Origin of the sequence: Anseongella ginsenosidimutans (assembly GCF_008033235.1) — a bacterium.
Classification (GTDB): Bacteria; Bacteroidota; Bacteroidia; order Sphingobacteriales; family Sphingobacteriaceae; genus Anseongella; species Anseongella ginsenosidimutans.
In genome coordinates this window covers 3,865,844-3,880,267 of record NZ_CP042432.1, presented here as the reverse complement: position 1 = coordinate 3,880,267, position 14,424 = coordinate 3,865,844, and the positions used below count along the sequence as shown (strand labels likewise).

Sequence of the window (14,424 nt, the reverse complement as noted above, 5' to 3'; positions counted from 1 at the left end):
GCAATTTATCCCGGCAGGGCCGAAGGCGCAGCGGCCGCATTTTCTACGGCGTGCTGGGCAGTACGCGCATTTTGCGGAAGGGTAATGAACCGGGTGAGTACGGCGCTGACCAGGTACAGCACAGCCAGTATCCAGATGACGCCCGAATTACCTACCGAACCGATAAACAGTCCGACAATTGCCGGGCCTACGAATACCGGCAAGCCAGCGCCCAGGTTCAATACCGCCATAGCAGCTCCCTTGTCCTTTTGAACCAGGGAAGGCACCAGCGCCGACAGGGGAACGTAGCCCGCCAGCAGGGCGCCCCATAATACACCTGCCAGCATAACCAGCCAGAAGCTGCTCCCGAAAAGCAGGGGGGAATAATAAAACAGGAGCGTGCTGAAGGCGCAGCCCACACCGCCGAACCACATAACGGTGTTGCGCCAGCCAAAACGGTCTCCCACGAAGCCGAATATGAGGTTAAAGGCAATATTGGCGGTAAAAATCGTCCCCCAGATCTGCAGCCATTCAGTAGTGGAGAACCCGTGTTCGGCCATGTACATGGGCAGGAATACCGGGAAGGCGAATTGTGCGGTTGTATTGATGATCCTTACCAGCCCGCCCAGGAGTACCTTAGGCTCCTCACGCATGATCGTTAAGCCTTTTGCCAGTTCCTGCATTTTTGAGGAAGTTCCGGCCGCTTCCGAAGGGAATTTCGATTTGTTCAGTACAAGCGCGAAAAACGCGCCTACCAGTACCCAGAAAATGGAACTCCATAAGGTGTCCAGGTAACCCAAATGTTTAATGGCCAAACTGGAATAATAGGCACCGAAGACGTTCAGCCCACCTGTAAAGACGAACCAAAACCATCCAACTGCCCTGCCCAGCGCCTTTTGCGGACTGCTGTAGGTAATCCAGACCAGGAAGGAGTATGCGAAAAGCGGGTAGCCGAAGCCCCGGATGGCGTAGGTGATGATCATGATCCCGAAATTCAGATCGTTCAGTCCGTAACCCACGAAACCTACTGTCCCAAGGATATAGAGGAGCAGCCCGGCCATCATGGTCTTTTTGGGCCCGAATCCTTCGGCCAGTACGCCGGAAAACCAGGACGAAACGGCAATTGTGATCCCGTAGGCAGTAAATAACGTGGCTGATTGCTGGATGCTCATACCCTGTTCTATAAGATAAGGGCTGAGCCAGCCTTGTTCTACTCCGTCGCCCATCATGAAGATCAGGACGCCCAGGTATCCCCAGCTGAGGCCGGGAGGAAGTCCCATCCTGCTGAGAAGCGAATTTTCGGAATGTGTATTGGTTTGCATTTATATTGGTTGTTTGGTTGCATCCGGCTATCGCCGCCGTCCCGGAAAGCAAAAGCTCCGGTCAGCAAATAAAGGAAAATAAATCATTTGTAACAAAATTAAATCTATTGAAACCTGTTTGTAGCGACATTTTTAACGAAACCGCAAAATTTTAGCTATAGATCATCGAAAACGATAATTTTCCCGTTAATTGGAAAAGTAAATTTAACACAATGAAAGCAAACGCTAGAACGTTGCGCTACCGGTCCTTTTCATGTAAAATGTCCCGGATCGCTTTTTCATAAGCCTGAGCATACTCCATCATGCCGATGTCATTCGGGTGTACGCCGTCTACCGTGCTTTCAATGCCAAGTGCGATCTCTTCAGCGCTTAGCAAGTGGACCGGCTGTAATCCTTTGGTCTTCAGGAGGGTAAGCGCTTCCCTTGCCAGTTTGTTCACCCGGTCAAAACCGCCTTCCCGTAAGGTATTCAGGGAATTGATGTCGGCATCGGCATGTTCGGTCACCAGCACCGGGATTCCGGGTCTTTTTTTAAGAAGAGTAGAGATGGTATTTGTCAGCCGGGTTTTAATCGTATCGTCGGGAAAGCCCGACATATTCGGAAGGCAGTCGATGACAAACAGGGCAGGATCCAGTTCAACCAGCAGATCAACCAGCGCGGTTTCCAGGCGGCCGTTGCCGGAAAAGGCGAGGTTAATGACAGGGCGGTTGAGTTTTCGCCCAAGGATGGACGTCCATGCCAGGCCCGGACGGGAAGCGCAGCCTCCCTGGGCAATGGAAGTACCGTAAATCGCTATTGGTTTTTCTTTCCTGGGAGGCAAGGGTTCCAGTGCCGCATTGCCGGACACACCAATTTCCAGCCATTTTACTTTGTTATAAAGGGGCAGGTATAGGTGATATTCCCGTTTATTGCCATGCGGGAGCGATTGAAAATGATAAGTGATGGTGTCTTTGAAGCTATATTTCCCCGCGGTCCATTCCCATTGGCCGTCTTCGTTCGGTGAATAGAGGTCAAGGCCGCTGACCCCTGTAGAGGGCATATGGGGCATGTCGAGGGCGTCTTCTACTGTGTATCGGACCTGTATTTCCGGGGCATCGCTGCGAAAGCGGATAAGCAGGCCGGCTGATTCACGGGAAAGATCCCAAACAGCTTCTCTTACTGTTTTCTGAGCCCTGGCGGGAAGCCGGTCGTAAAAGCCGGCGACTTCACCGGGCCAGGCCTGCCCCTCTATCACCGGGGAAGAATGCTGTGAAGGGTTCCACCATTTGATTTTCAGGCTGTCCTGCGAGCGTGTTTCCGGGCGGCCTTGCGCAGGCGATTCCAGCCTGTCCCGCTTAAGGGTAACTTCACCATTTGCCCTGGAAAATGCCAGTACGGCGCCGATGAAAAATAACGTGTAGAGTAGCTTTTTCATGCCATTGCGGGATCACTTAGACCTTCTTCCCCGGTTTCCACCCTTCCGGCGTAACGGAAGATGAAGCCGGGGTATTCTTTGCTGGTAACCGTGAAATCATACCAGCCATAACTTTTCTCCTGATCCAGGGCCAGGCGGATCTCCTGGCCCGCTGCCAGCTCTCTTGAAAGCGGCTTACTTTTATAGGCCTGATCGCTGATGACAATGGTCTGCGCTTTGTCAGGGCTCAAATTTTTTATAGTCAGTTCCACGTTGCCGGTAAGGCCCTTTTTTCGGGATTTATGCCGCTCATAATCGCAGGCAACGGAAAGCGGATCGCGGCCGGTTCCCTGGAATTCGCGGAAAAAACCATTAGGCCCGTAAATACGCAGGTGGTATTTTCCCTCTTCAAATGCCTGGAAGGGCCATTGTTCAGCCAGTTGCCGGCCGGCAGGCACGGCAAAGTCCCAGTTTCTGGCTGCTTCATATGATTTGCCGCCGTCCCTTTCCGCGCTGGCTGAAAGGTAATTTCCCGGTGCGTACACTTTAAAAGGAGCGCCTGCAGATTGTTTACCAAAGACATTATTGCCGGCGCGCATCTCAATTTCTATCCCTCCGTCAGGGCCCTGCCGGCAGTCCGCATAGAGTTCGTAGGGCAGGGGACGGGAAGGGCGTGTTCCTGGTTCCTGCCTGGGTAAAAGGCCCGAAGAAGCGGGATTGGCTTTGATCTTTGCAATTTCTTCGCTACTTAATTTTTTAAAGGTAGCCGGCGCATCCTTGAATTTAGCATTGTAAATGTCTTCGATGAAGGGGTCCCTGGGAAGGAAGGGAAGCTTTGTTGATTTTTCCTTCTCGTAGCGGCTGAATGCTGCGCTGAGGTCGCCACAGATGGCCCTCCTCCAGGGGCTGATATTTTCTTCGCGGATGTTCTTTCCAAACTTCCGGTTTACAAAATTTTCAAGGAACTGCAGGGGAGAAGTGTGGTCAAATACCTGAGAACATACTTTGCCGCCCCTGCTCCAGGGTGAAGCAATGATCATGGGCACCCGGTAGCCGAGGCCAATGGGTCCCCCGCGGGCCTGCCTTTTGGAAAGGCCCTGCTCCAGCTCCTGCTCCAGGCGGATGTATTCTTCGCCCTTTGAAATCATTCCCTCCGGGCATTTTCCGGTGGCCGGGTTTTCCGGGTCCGGAGAGGTAAAGGGCGGGATATGGTCGAAATAGCCGTCATTTTCATCATAGGTTAGTATAAAAATCGTTTTCTTCCAGAGTTCCGGGTCTTTAGTGAGTATATCCAGGACTTCCGAAACATACCAGGCGCCGTACCAGGGAGCGCTAGGATGATCTGAAAAATTCTGAGAGGGTACCAGCCAGGATACCGCAGGTAGTTTCCCAGCCCCCGCATCTTCCCGGAACTGGTAAAGTACGTCTCCTTTGGGAACGCTGAGCGACCTTTTTACCCCGTTTTCTTCATAGTCCAGGGTAGCCAGGCTCCGGTAGTCCGCATCTCCCGCATTATTAGCAAACGCTTTTTCATATAAGTTCCTGGTTTCCCGGGGAAGCTTTTCGAAATTTTCCCGGCTCCATTTTACCAGTTCTTCCCGGGCGGCTTTTAATGCGTTTTTCTTTGCAGCCAGGTCTTTCTGCGCCTTTTCCCAACCTTTGTCTTCCCGGGCCATAGAAGCGATCTTTTCTTCCAACGCGCTGATTTCTTCCGGCAGGGAATTGACCAGCCGTTCGCGGCCTTTGACATAGCCGGGAGCGAACCTGGCATTGAACTGGGACAGGAATTCCAGAGGGTTGCAGCCGAAATTGGACAGCCAGGAACGTTCTTCGCCCTGGTAACCGCCGCCGGTAGTGATATCGTTCTGGTAAACTTTCCAGGAAATGCCGTTATCTTCCAGCCGCTCGGGAAAGGTCTTCCAGTGTGCGTCTCCGTAAGGGATCTCATTCCTGATGTATGCGGTTGCCTCGCCGCTTTGTTCGCCCCGGATAGTACCTGACCATAAGTACAGCCGGTTGGGCCAGGTGCTGGTCATTGCCGAGCAGAAGTGCTGATCGCAAATGGTGAATGCATCGGCCATTGCGTAATTAAAGGGGAGGTCCTGGCGGGTATAATAACCCATGGTCAAAGGAACGCCGGGATAATTTGCCTTCTCCTTGGCATCCAGCCATTTATCATACTTTCCTTCATTATTGGCATCCACCTGGCTGGAACGCGAATGGGGCGTATCACCCATCCAGGTAGCTTTGGTGTCGCGCATATTAAGATGGAAGGGGCCAAAGGTATCGCCGGCTTTATTGGTTTGCAGCCAAACCGGCTTATTATCGGGTAGGTGGATGAACCGCGGGTCATTGAATCCCCGTACTCCCCGCAGCGTTCCGAAACAATGGTCAAAAGATCTGTTTTCCTGCATCAGGATCACTACGTGTTCTGCATCCAGGTAACTGCTGCCTTCGGCCGGGTTAATGGCCAGCGCCCGCTGAATGGAAGCCGGCATAATGCCTGAAATGCCGGCTGCCCCGGAAAGTAATAGCGTTTTCTTTAGAAAGTCTCTTCTTGAATCCATATCGGGCAAATTAAAAAAAATTTAATCTTTATTTTTGTCATATGCTGAATATTACCGAAAGGCACCAATTCATTCTTCAAAGACTTAAGGAAAGCGGACGGGTAAGCATCCAGGAGTTAAGTGATCTGATGGAAGTCTCAGGAGTGACCATCCGGAAGGACCTGAAACTGCTGGAAGAAAAAAACCTCTTGTTTCGTACCCGCGGCGGCGGATCTCTTAATAATCCTTATGCTGTGGAGCGGCCCATTAATGAAAAAGAGCTGATAAATGCCGAAGAAAAACAAAAGATCGCCAGGGCGGCCGTAGACCTGGTAGGAGACAATGATTCCATCATCATCGGATCGGGAACCACTGCTTTTGGCCTTGCGCGTTACCTTTACCCGCCCAGACACCTCACCGTGATCACTCCCGCCGTGAAGGTAACCCTTGAATTATGCAATCGTCCGAACGTGGAAGTAATGCAATTGGGCGGGCTAGTCCGGCCGAGTTCATCTTCAGTAGCAGGGTTTTCCGCCGAACATACCCTGGAAGATATCTCCTGCGGCCTCTTGTTTCTTGGTGTGGACGGTATTGACCTGGAGTTCGGCTTGTCCATTACCAATTTTACCGAAGCTAGCCTGAATCAGAAGATGATAGAGTCCGCTCGCGCAGTAGTCGTACTGGCGGATAGTTCCAAATTCGGGAAACGAGGTTTGGGTCGCGTTTGCGGGCTGGACCAGGTACATTACATCGTTACAGACAATGCTGTTTCATCGCAGACCGTGGAATTGCTGGAGGAAAGGGGAGTGAAGGTGATCGTTGCCGGGTAATATGTGAAATTAGCCCGACAAATTGCTAATGCCGTTCTTCAGGGAAAAAACCCGGAGGCGTTCATTTACTGTTTTCAGCAGGCGGGCCGCTTTTTTACTTCTGCTGCCTGTCTGGCAAAGAAAAACGATGCGTTTGCCGGGATCAAGCAAATGCCGGTGACTTTCCAGCTGATCGAGCGGCAGGTTTATTTCACCTTTGTTCAGTCTGAATGCTTCAAATTCTGCAGGGCTGCGTACGTCAATTAACTGGAGCAAGTCCCCGGCGAGCCATTTTTCAAGCTGCTGTATGTCGATTTCCGGTACGTTTCCTGGTTTGCAGTTGACCTGTACGGGATGAATGCTTTTTATTTCCCGGTTTTCCGGCACTAGCGGCAGGGTTACAAGCTGCCGGTGATGGTTCAGGAGATCCATGATCAGCAGCTGGCCGGAGAGTGGCCGTCCTGTCCCGATGATGAGCTTAATGGCTTCCAGGGCTTGCATAATGCCCGCCAAACCGGGGAGGACGCCAATAACACCTGCTTCCGCACAGGAGGGCATTTCACCTTCGGCCGGTGGATCCGGGTACAGGCAGCGGTAGGTAGGGCCCTCTTTCCAATTGAATACCGCCAGCTGCAGCTCGAACTTATGAAGCGCGGCATAAATAAAAGGCTTTCCGCTTATTACGCAGGCATCATTCACCAGGTAACGGGTTGAAAAATTATCGCTTCCATCGATCACCAGGTCATAGTCCGAAATCAGCGGCCGGGCATTGTCTGCGTCAAGGAAGAACGGAAACGCTTTCCCTTGTATGAAGGGATTAATGGAGTAAAGCTTTTCTACAGCAGCCAATGCTTTGTTCTTGCCGGCATCTTCTCTGGTGAACAACAGCTGCCGGTGGAGGTTGCTTACGGCAACCGTATCTCCGTCGATAACTCCGATTGTTCCCACGCCGGCCCCGGCAAGGTACTGGAGGGCCGGGCAGCCAAGGCCCCCGGCCCCGATCACCAGTACCCGGGCTTGCTTTAATTTTTCCTGGCCTGCGCGCCCCAGTTCCGGCAATATCAGCTGCCGGCTGTAGCGTTCCAGTTCTTCTTTGCTAAATGCGGTCATTTTCATTGCTGCTGTAGTGCCTGGTCCCAGTCCTTCCACAGCGGCTGATAACCTGCGGCGCTAAGCATGCGGGCTATTTGAGCAGGGGAGCGGGTGTCATCAATTTCAAATTGTTCCAGAGAGCCGGGGGCAACCGTATATCCACCCGGGTTAGTTTTTGAGCCGGCGCTTATGGAATTAATTCCCAGCCTGATCACGTTATTCCTGAAATGCTCGTTTTCCCGCGTGGACAGGGAGAGTTCTACTTCCTGATCCAATAAACGGTAAGCGCAGATCAATTGTACCAGTTCCCTGTCGCTGATCCCTGATGACAGGTTTGCTGTTCCTGCACAGGGGCGTAGCCGCGGAAAAGAGATGGAATAACGTGTTTTCCAATAAACCTTTTCCAGGTATCCCAGATGCAAGGCGGTAAAGAAGCTGTCGGCTCGCCAATCGTCCAGCCCCAGCAGTACTCCGAGGCCGATTTTATGGATCCCTTCTCTTCCAAGTCTGTCAGGAGTTTCCAGGCGGTAATCGAAGTTGGACTTTTTCCCCTTGGGATGGCACAGTGCATAGGTTTCGCGACAGTATGTTTCCTGGTATACCAGTACGCTGTGCAATTTTCGGCCGATCAGCCTGCGGTAGTCTTCTTCTTCCAGCGGCTGTACTTCCAGGGAGACCTGGGAAAATACCGGGTTTACCAGTTGCAGGGCTTTCTCAAAATAATCCGTCCCTACCGTTTTATTGGCTTCTCCGCTGACCAGCAGCAGGCTGTCATAACCCATTTCCCGGATATATGCTGCTTCGGCCAGCAGTTCCTTTTCGTTAAGGGTTTTTCTTTCCAGGCGATTATCCATGCTGAAGCCGCAATACGTACAAATATTCTGGCATTCATTGGAGACATATAGCGGGGCATATAATTGTATGGTTTTGCCGAAGCGCTTCAGGGTGAGCTGACGGCTCAGAGAAGCCATATCGTCCAGGAAAGGGAGTGCGGCGGGAGACAGCAATGCTTTGAAATGTTCCAGGTTTCGCCGGGGGGCATTGAGCGCCTGCCTTACATCCCGTGCGCTTTTAGAAAGGATATCCCTGCTTACCTGATCCCAGTTATACCGGTTAAAAAGTTGTTGAAAACTCATGATTGCTTAAATAGTGCTGCGTTAAGCGTGAACTGTCGCATAATTCGCAGGTATTGTTGTTCCGGGCAATGCGAAAAAATCTGCATAGCTCATTCATTTAAGAAGGCTGTGAGCGGGCTGCTGGCAATGGCTGTCCCGGATTTGCCGGCCAGCCCGGATTCAAAAGCACTTCGCCCGCTTTCTACCGCCATGCGGAATGCGGCCGCCATGCTGACCGGGTTGCCGGCGACGGCGATGGCGGTGTTTACCAATACAGCGTCGGCCCCTATTTCCATCGCATGTGCGGCATGAGAAGGAGCGCCGATACCGGCATCAACGATCACGGGCACCCTGCTTTGTTCAATGATGATCTCAAGAAAATCAATTGTTCTCAGTCCGTTTCCGCTGCCAATGGGAGATCCCAGGGGCATTACCGCTGCTGCGCCGGCTTCTTCCAGCCGCTTACAGGCCACCGGGTCGGCATGAATATAGGGCAGTACCACAAATCCATCTTTAACCAGTTCTTCCGTAGCTTTCAGTGTTTCCACGGGGTCGGGGAGGAGGTATCTGGGGTCAGGGTGGATCTCCAGTTTTATCCAGTTGGTTTCCAGGGCCTCCCTGCCCAGGCGGGCGGCGAACACGGCTTCCGCAGCATTCCTGACGCCGGAAGTGTTCGGCAGCAGGTTTATGTGCGCATGCGCGAGATAAGACAGGATACCATCACTCCTGTCATTTGGCTCCGCTCTTCTCAGGGCAACAGTTACCAGTTCCGTACCGCTCGCGAGCAGGGCTTCTTCCATTTGCGGATAGGAGCCGAATTTTCCGGTCCCTGCCAGCAAACGGGAAGTGAATTTTTTACCAGCTATTTCCAACATCGCTTTTTAGTTTAGTAAAGTAATTTTCCAATTTTTTAGTTACCTCCAATGGGTCCGCGGCCCGCGCAATTGTTCCTGAGACAGCGATCCCATAAATGCGCAGCGCGAGGAGTTCTTCGAGGTCTTCGATACGGATGCCGCCCACGGCGATCAGGGGTTGGGGCATCCCTTCCCGGTCCAGTTGGTCCCGGATGGCTTCGATCCCTTTCCTGCCCAGGATGGGCGAAAGTTTTTTCTTCGTGGTGGTGAAACGAAAGGGGCCTGCACCGATATAGTCGGCGCCCTGCCGGGCCATATCCAGGGCCTGGGCCGGCGTATTGGCCGTTCCGCCGATGATCAGTTTGCCCGCCATCTTGCGGGCTTTGGCAACAGGCATATCCTGCTGACCCAGGTGTACGCCGTCAGCGCCGCATTGCAGGGCGATATCGGGATGATCGTTGATGATAAGCCTCGCCTGGTAATGATCGCAGATACCCCGGGCTTCCCTGGCGGCCTGAAGGATAAATGCTCTGCTTCCTTCTTTTATCCTTAGCTGCACCCACTTTATTCCTGCCTGGCAGGCAAGCAGTACCTGTCGCGCGGGCGGGGTCCGGTAATCGTCAAGGGTAATAAAGTGCAGGCGTGCTATTTTCTCGTTATTCATTTTCGTATGCTTTGTGCCATCCTAAGCGGCCGGGATGACTATTCAGGAATGCTTCTGTGTACTGTTTGCTTTTTAATGCGGCTTTCACTACGGCAGAATCGGCTTCAACGGGTACCGTTGCAAATTCCCTGGCGAGGTTGGCGGTAAGCGCTGTGGACAATACACAGCCGGAACCATGCTTTTGAAATGCTTCAGCAATTCCGGAAGCCAGGGTGTGACAAACTCCCCGGATGAACAGCCGGTCCCTGCCGGGCCAGTCTTTATCATGCCCTCCTTTCAGGTAAACGATCGTTTTTCGTGAAAGGCGGGCGCAGATAGCTTCCGGATTACCGGCGGGGTACAGCGCATATAATTCCGGCAGATTAGGTGTAATCATGAATACCTGTGGCAGGAGGCGCTCAAAATCCGCGGCCCCGAGGCCTTCCATGAAAGTGGTGCCGCTGCTGGAAGAAAGTACCGGATCCCAGATGATCTTTACGCCGGGACAGTATTTCCGGAGGCTGCCGAGTATCCCCGCAAGCATGGATGGATCCTGGGTAATGCCCAGTTTTACCCACTCAAACAGGGTGTCTTCGCAGCATAGCCGGATCTGTGTGGAAATGTCCTCTTCGCTGAACCAGCGAACAGCGGCAATGCGGCTGGAGTTCTGGAAGGTGAAGCCTGTGCAGACGGCGTATGCGTAAACGGAATTACTCTCCGCCGTTTTTACGTCGGCAAGTATACCGGCCCCCGCGCTTGGATCGTAACCGGCTATTACGAGTATTTGCAAGCGTTTATCCTTCATCAATCCATGACATTACCTGGTCTTTAACTGCATTGAACACCTTGACAGCCCGCTCCGGCTGTTGCCAGACGGTTCCCAGCAGGCCGGCGCCGCTGAACCCGGCTTGTATGACTTTGGCGATATTCCTGCTCCGGATGCCTCCGAGGGCAATGACTGGTACATGAGGAACAGCGGGAAGATTCCAGGTATTCTTGTTCTCAGCGTAGCCGGGCTTGGACAGGCTTTTATAAACGGGGCTTATAAAAGCATATTCAATGGTTCGTTCCAGTTCCGCATATTCCTGCCAGCTATGGATGGAAGCCGTAATACCGCCGCCTGCACAGATAAACTTGTCAAGGGCATGAAAGGGAAGATGAAGGCCTGCAATACCCATTTCCAGCAGCGACGCGTCCCCGCTGTGTACCCTTATCTTTGACCTTTCGGCCTTCGTAAAATACCGAAGCCAGGCTTTGATCCCCTTTACATCCAGGCCGGGTTTCCTCAGGTGCAGGCCGGAGAGCCCGGCGCCGAACAGATCCCGTACGATGGCTTGTTCTCCCAGAACCGGCAGGGCGGGAGTGATCACCAGCAGTCGGAAATTTCCTGCTTTTCTTTTCCCATATGTTCTCCTGCGCTGCATTATTGGTAGATTTTAGTCCCCCCGGCTTTAAATTCGGCCGATTTTTGCTGCATGCCTTCCTGTGCATATTCCTGCAGTTCCTGCGTGATCTTCATGGAACAAAAATGAGGGCCGCACATGGAACAGAAATGTGCGGTTTTAGCGCCTTCAGCCGGAAGCGTCTCATCATGAAATTCCCGGGCGGTGAATGGGTCAAGCGACAGGTTGAACTGGTCTTCCCAGCGGAATTCAAACCGGGCTTTGCTGAGTGCATTATCGCGATATTGTGCCCCCGGGTGCCCTTTGGCCAGGTCCGCAGCATGCGCGGCGAGTTTATACGCAATGACGCCGTCCTTTACATCTTTTTTGGCCGGAAGGCCTAAATGCTCCTTAGGAGTGACATAACATAGCATCGCTGTGCCGTACCATCCGATCATGGCGGCTCCGATAGCTGACGTTATGTGATCGTACCCGGGCGCTATGTCGGTCGTAAGCGGGCCTAAGGTATAAAACGGCGCTCCGCCGCAGACAGCTAGCTGCCGGTCCATATTTTCTTTAATCAGGTGCATCGGGACATGTCCCGGACCTTCAATCATTGTTTGCACATCATGGCGCCAGGCAATTTTAGTGAGTTCCCCCAGGGTTTCCAGTTCTGCGAATTGGGCGTCATCATTAGCATCCGCAACAGAACCCGGGCGGAGCCCGTCGCCAAGCGAAAAGGCAATATCATAGCTTTTCATGATTTCGCAGATCTCTTCAAAATGGGTGTACAGGAAATTTTCCCGATGATGGGCCAGGCACCATTTCGCCATGATGGAGCCGCCCCGGGAAACAATCCCCGTAAGCCGCCCCGCAGTAAGCGGCACGTAGCGAAGCAGTACGCCCGCATGAATGGTAAAATAGTCGACCCCTTGTTCGGCCTGTTCTATGAGCGTGTCCCTGAAAATATCCCATGTCAGCTCTTCTGCTTTGCCGCCTGTTTTTTCCAGGGCCTGGTAAATGGGTACTGTCCCCACGGGAACCGGCGAGTTCCGGATCACCCACTCGCGTGTTTCATGGATATTCTTCCCGGTTGAAAGGTCCATAATGGTATCGGCTCCCCACCGGCAGGCCCATACCGCTTTTTCCACCTCTTCTTCAATACCGGAGCTGACAGCCGAGTTCCCGATATTCGCATTGATCTTCACCAGAAAATTCCGCCCGATGATCATCGGCTCGCTTTCGGGGTGATTGATATTCGCAGGAATGATCGCCCTTCCGGATGCAATTTCTTCACGAACGAATTCAGGCGTGATCAGCCCTTCCGGGGTACGCGCACCAAAATTTTGTCCTTTATGCTGGCGCCATAGCCGGTTATCCTTTTCAAAACAGCTTTCCATCCGCTGGTTTTCCCGGATGGCCACGTATTCCATTTCAGCCGTAATGATCCCTTGCCTGGCATAATGCATCTGCGTAATGTTGCCTCCTGGCATCGCTTTCCGCGTAGGCCGTTCCTGGCTGAAGCGAAAACCGGCCAGGCCGGGATCGGTTAAACGTTGCTGTTCAGTATCTTTTCTCTGGTTGATCCAAGGTTCCCGCAGGCGGTCAAGGCCTTTCCGGACATCCGTATGAGCCCTGGGATCAGTATAAGGCCCGCTGGTGTCGTACAGGCTAACAGCGCGGTTTTTACTGCCATCCTGAAGGGTTACCGAACGCATGGCTACGCGGATATCATGTATATGGCCATTTACATAGATCTTTTCAGAAGCGGGAAAGGGATCCGTGCTGATTGGGCCCGGAGTCGTGTTTTTTTCTTTTTTCATGATGTTTAGATTTGAATTACGGACTTACCCTCCCTGGGTGGCCCGGATGAGGAGGATGTGGTCGTTTTTTTGCAATTCAAACCCGGACCAGCTGTCTTTCGGGATCACCTGGTTGTTTACCGCCAGCGCAATGCCCTGCGGAGAAAGAATGCCTAAAAGGTCCGGTACAGCTGCCAATTTGCTGTTTTCGGGCAGTAAATAAGATTGTTGATTAATGAACACCTCCATAGAAATCGTTTTAATAAAAACAATGAGGCGCCCGCGGGAAACCACGGTATGAAAAATGAAGAGTTCAAGCTCTGTTCCCTACGCCGGTATTACCCGGATCAGGTTTGAGGGTATGATCTCAGTCCGCCGTTACGACGGGCACCCCTACAGTAACATTAAAGGTTGTATGCGTGATACAACGGTCCAAATATAGTAATTAATTCGTTTCCGGCAATTCCGCCGAGGCGGCCCAGATGTTTATCGAGGCATCGCGGGCGTAGCGGTCAATTTCCGCAAGTTCCGCTTCCGTGAAGTCCGGGTTCCGTATGGCCTTTGCGCAGTCTTCGACCTGTTCTGGCCGGCTGGCGCCGATGAGCGCCGAGGTGATGCGTGGATCTTTCAATACCCAGGCCAGGGCCATTTGAGCCAGGGTTTGCCCGCGCTGTTCAGCAATCGCATTCAGCGCGCGTATATTCGCCAGGTTTTCATCAGAGAGAAAACCGGGATTAAAGGATTTATGCTGGCTGGCCCTGCTTCCTTCGGGAATCCCTTTCAGGTATTTGCCGGTAAGCATTCCCTGGGCCAGGGGAGAGAATACGATCGCGCCCATTCCCAGTTCTTCGAGGGTAACTGGTAGCCCGTCCTCTTCTATCCAGCGGTTCAGCATCGAATAGCTGGGCTGGTGGATGAGGCAGGGGGTGCCGAGTTCTTTTAAAATAGCCGCCGCTTCCCTGGTACGTTTTGAATTATACGAGGAAATGCCTGCATAAAGGGCCTTTCCGGAGCGTACAATATGGTCAAGCGCCATCATTGTCTCTTCCAGAGGCGTATTCGGATCAAAACGGTGAGAATAAAAAATATCCACATAGTCGACACCCAGGCGCCGGAGGCTTTGGTCGCAGCTGGCAACAAGGTATTTGCGGCTTCCCCATTCTCCGTAGGGGCCAGGCCACATATTATAGCCCGCCTTGGAGGAAATAACCAATTCATCGCGATGCCCTGCAAAATCCTCGCGCAGAATACGGCCAAAGGCGGCTTCGGCACTTCCCGGGGGCGGGCCGTAATTGTTGGCCAGGTCAAAATGGGTTATGCCCAGGTCGAAAGCCTTCCGGCAGATTGCCTGTTTCACAGCGTGGGCGGTGTCATCGCCGAAGTTATGCCATAGCCCTAAAGAAATGGCCGGCAGTTTGAGTCCGCTGTTACCACAGTAATTGTATTTCATCGTTTCGTATCGTTCGCTTGCAGGGGTCCAATCCATT

General features: G+C 52.7%; 13 protein-coding genes and 1 riboswitch. Of the genes, 1 reads left to right on the top strand and 12 read right to left on the bottom strand.

Going from position 1 to position 14,424, the window contains the following annotated elements:
* Positions 1-5 precede the first annotated feature (5 nt).
* The 3 genes from FRZ59_RS16360 to FRZ59_RS16350 all read right to left on the bottom strand — a co-directional run bounded on the left by FRZ59_RS16360 (position 6) and on the right by FRZ59_RS16350 (position 5,261).
* The gene (locus tag FRZ59_RS16360; protein WP_132129799.1) at positions 6-1,301 is read right to left on the bottom strand and encodes an MFS transporter; all 1,296 of its coding nucleotides are present in this window, start codon (positions 1,299-1,301) and stop codon (positions 6-8) included.
* Positions 1,302-1,539: 238 nt separating this feature from the next.
* Entirely contained in the window at positions 1,540-2,715 is a 1,176-nt protein-coding gene (locus tag FRZ59_RS16355; RefSeq protein WP_132129800.1) for an SGNH/GDSL hydrolase family protein, read from the bottom strand.
* On the bottom strand, positions 2,712-5,261 hold the full coding sequence (locus tag FRZ59_RS16350) for a phosphocholine-specific phospholipase C (RefSeq protein ID WP_132129801.1): 2,550 nt from the start codon (positions 5,259-5,261) through the stop codon (positions 2,712-2,714). Before FRZ59_RS16350 ends, FRZ59_RS16355 begins: the two co-directional genes overlap by 4 nt.
* A 41-nt stretch (positions 5,262-5,302) precedes the next feature.
* On the opposite strand from FRZ59_RS16350, the gene FRZ59_RS16345 reads away from it, so the two are divergent.
* Positions 5,303-6,070: a DeoR/GlpR family DNA-binding transcription regulator gene (locus FRZ59_RS16345; RefSeq protein WP_192901581.1), complete on the top strand. Its 768-nt coding sequence runs from the start codon at positions 5,303-5,305 to the stop codon at positions 6,068-6,070.
* A gap of 9 nt (positions 6,071-6,079) precedes the next feature.
* Here FRZ59_RS16345 and FRZ59_RS16340 read toward each other — a convergent pair whose 3' ends face one another.
* From FRZ59_RS16340 to mgrA, 9 genes are all read right to left on the bottom strand, one after another.
* The gene (locus FRZ59_RS16340; RefSeq protein WP_225975091.1) at positions 6,080-7,198 is read right to left on the bottom strand and encodes a HesA/MoeB/ThiF family protein; all 1,119 of its coding nucleotides are present in this window, start codon (positions 7,196-7,198) and stop codon (positions 6,080-6,082) included.
* Positions 7,162-8,277, bottom strand: coding sequence for a 2-iminoacetate synthase ThiH (gene thiH, locus FRZ59_RS16335; protein WP_132129803.1), 1,116 nt, complete (start codon positions 8,275-8,277; stop codon positions 7,162-7,164). Before thiH ends, FRZ59_RS16340 begins: the two co-directional genes overlap by 37 nt.
* A gap of 89 nt (positions 8,278-8,366) precedes the next feature.
* Positions 8,367-9,131 carry a thiazole synthase gene (locus FRZ59_RS16330; protein ID WP_132129804.1) on the bottom strand — a complete coding sequence of 255 codons (765 nt, stop codon included), beginning with the start codon at positions 9,129-9,131 and terminating at the stop codon, positions 8,367-8,369.
* Positions 9,112-9,774, bottom strand: a complete 663-nt coding sequence (gene thiE, locus FRZ59_RS16325) for a thiamine phosphate synthase (RefSeq protein WP_132129805.1) — start codon at positions 9,772-9,774, stop codon at positions 9,112-9,114. Before thiE ends, FRZ59_RS16330 begins: the two co-directional genes overlap by 20 nt.
* Positions 9,767-10,558 carry a hydroxymethylpyrimidine/phosphomethylpyrimidine kinase gene (locus FRZ59_RS16320; RefSeq protein ID WP_132129806.1) on the bottom strand — a complete coding sequence of 264 codons (792 nt, stop codon included), beginning with the start codon at positions 10,556-10,558 and terminating at the stop codon, positions 9,767-9,769. Before FRZ59_RS16320 ends, thiE begins: the two co-directional genes overlap by 8 nt.
* Positions 10,548-11,177, bottom strand: a complete 630-nt coding sequence (locus tag FRZ59_RS16315; protein ID WP_132129807.1) for a thiamine phosphate synthase — start codon at positions 11,175-11,177, stop codon at positions 10,548-10,550. Before FRZ59_RS16315 ends, FRZ59_RS16320 begins: the two co-directional genes overlap by 11 nt.
* Entirely contained in the window at positions 11,177-12,958 is a 1,782-nt protein-coding gene (gene thiC / locus FRZ59_RS16310) for a phosphomethylpyrimidine synthase ThiC (RefSeq protein ID WP_132129808.1), read from the bottom strand. Before thiC ends, FRZ59_RS16315 begins: the two co-directional genes overlap by 1 nt.
* A gap of 24 nt (positions 12,959-12,982) precedes the next feature.
* On the bottom strand, positions 12,983-13,186 hold the full coding sequence (gene thiS, locus FRZ59_RS16305) for a sulfur carrier protein ThiS (protein ID WP_132129809.1): 204 nt from the start codon (positions 13,184-13,186) through the stop codon (positions 12,983-12,985).
* Positions 13,187-13,244: 58 nt separating this feature from the next.
* Positions 13,245-13,342, bottom strand: a riboswitch (TPP riboswitch).
* Between the two features lie 40 nt (positions 13,343-13,382).
* A complete protein-coding gene (mgrA, locus tag FRZ59_RS16300; protein ID WP_132129810.1) occupies positions 13,383-14,423 on the bottom strand; it encodes an L-glyceraldehyde 3-phosphate reductase in 1,041 nt (346 codons plus the stop codon).
* Position 14,424 lies beyond the last annotated feature (1 nt).

Bases quoted from the DNA above. Each gene is read 5' to 3' on its own strand.
- FRZ59_RS16360 (WP_132129799.1), bottom strand. From the start codon at position 1,301: ATGCAAACCAATACACATTCCGAAAATTCGCTTCTCAGCAGGATGGGA.
- FRZ59_RS16355 (WP_132129800.1), bottom strand. From the start codon at position 2,715: ATGAAAAAGCTACTCTACACGTTATTTTTCATCGGCGCCGTACTGGCA.
- FRZ59_RS16350 (WP_132129801.1), bottom strand. From the start codon at position 5,261: ATGGATTCAAGAAGAGACTTTCTAAAGAAAACGCTATTACTTTCCGGG.
- FRZ59_RS16345 (WP_192901581.1), top strand. From the start codon at position 5,303: ATGCTGAATATTACCGAAAGGCACCAATTCATTCTTCAAAGACTTAAG.
- thiH (WP_132129803.1), bottom strand. From the start codon at position 8,277: ATGAGTTTTCAACAACTTTTTAACCGGTATAACTGGGATCAGGTAAGC.
- FRZ59_RS16330 (WP_132129804.1), bottom strand. From the start codon at position 9,131: ATGTTGGAAATAGCTGGTAAAAAATTCACTTCCCGTTTGCTGGCAGGG.
- thiE (WP_132129805.1), bottom strand. From the start codon at position 9,774: ATGAATAACGAGAAAATAGCACGCCTGCACTTTATTACCCTTGACGAT.
- FRZ59_RS16320 (WP_132129806.1), bottom strand. From the start codon at position 10,558: ATGAAGGATAAACGCTTGCAAATACTCGTAATAGCCGGTTACGATCCA.
- FRZ59_RS16315 (WP_132129807.1), bottom strand. From the start codon at position 11,177: ATGCAGCGCAGGAGAACATATGGGAAAAGAAAAGCAGGAAATTTCCGA.
- thiC (WP_132129808.1), bottom strand. From the start codon at position 12,958: ATGAAAAAAGAAAAAAACACGACTCCGGGCCCAATCAGCACGGATCCC.
- thiS (WP_132129809.1), bottom strand. From the start codon at position 13,186: ATGGAGGTGTTCATTAATCAACAATCTTATTTACTGCCCGAAAACAGC.
- mgrA (WP_132129810.1), bottom strand. From the start codon at position 14,423: ATGGATTGGACCCCTGCAAGCGAACGATACGAAACGATGAAATACAAT.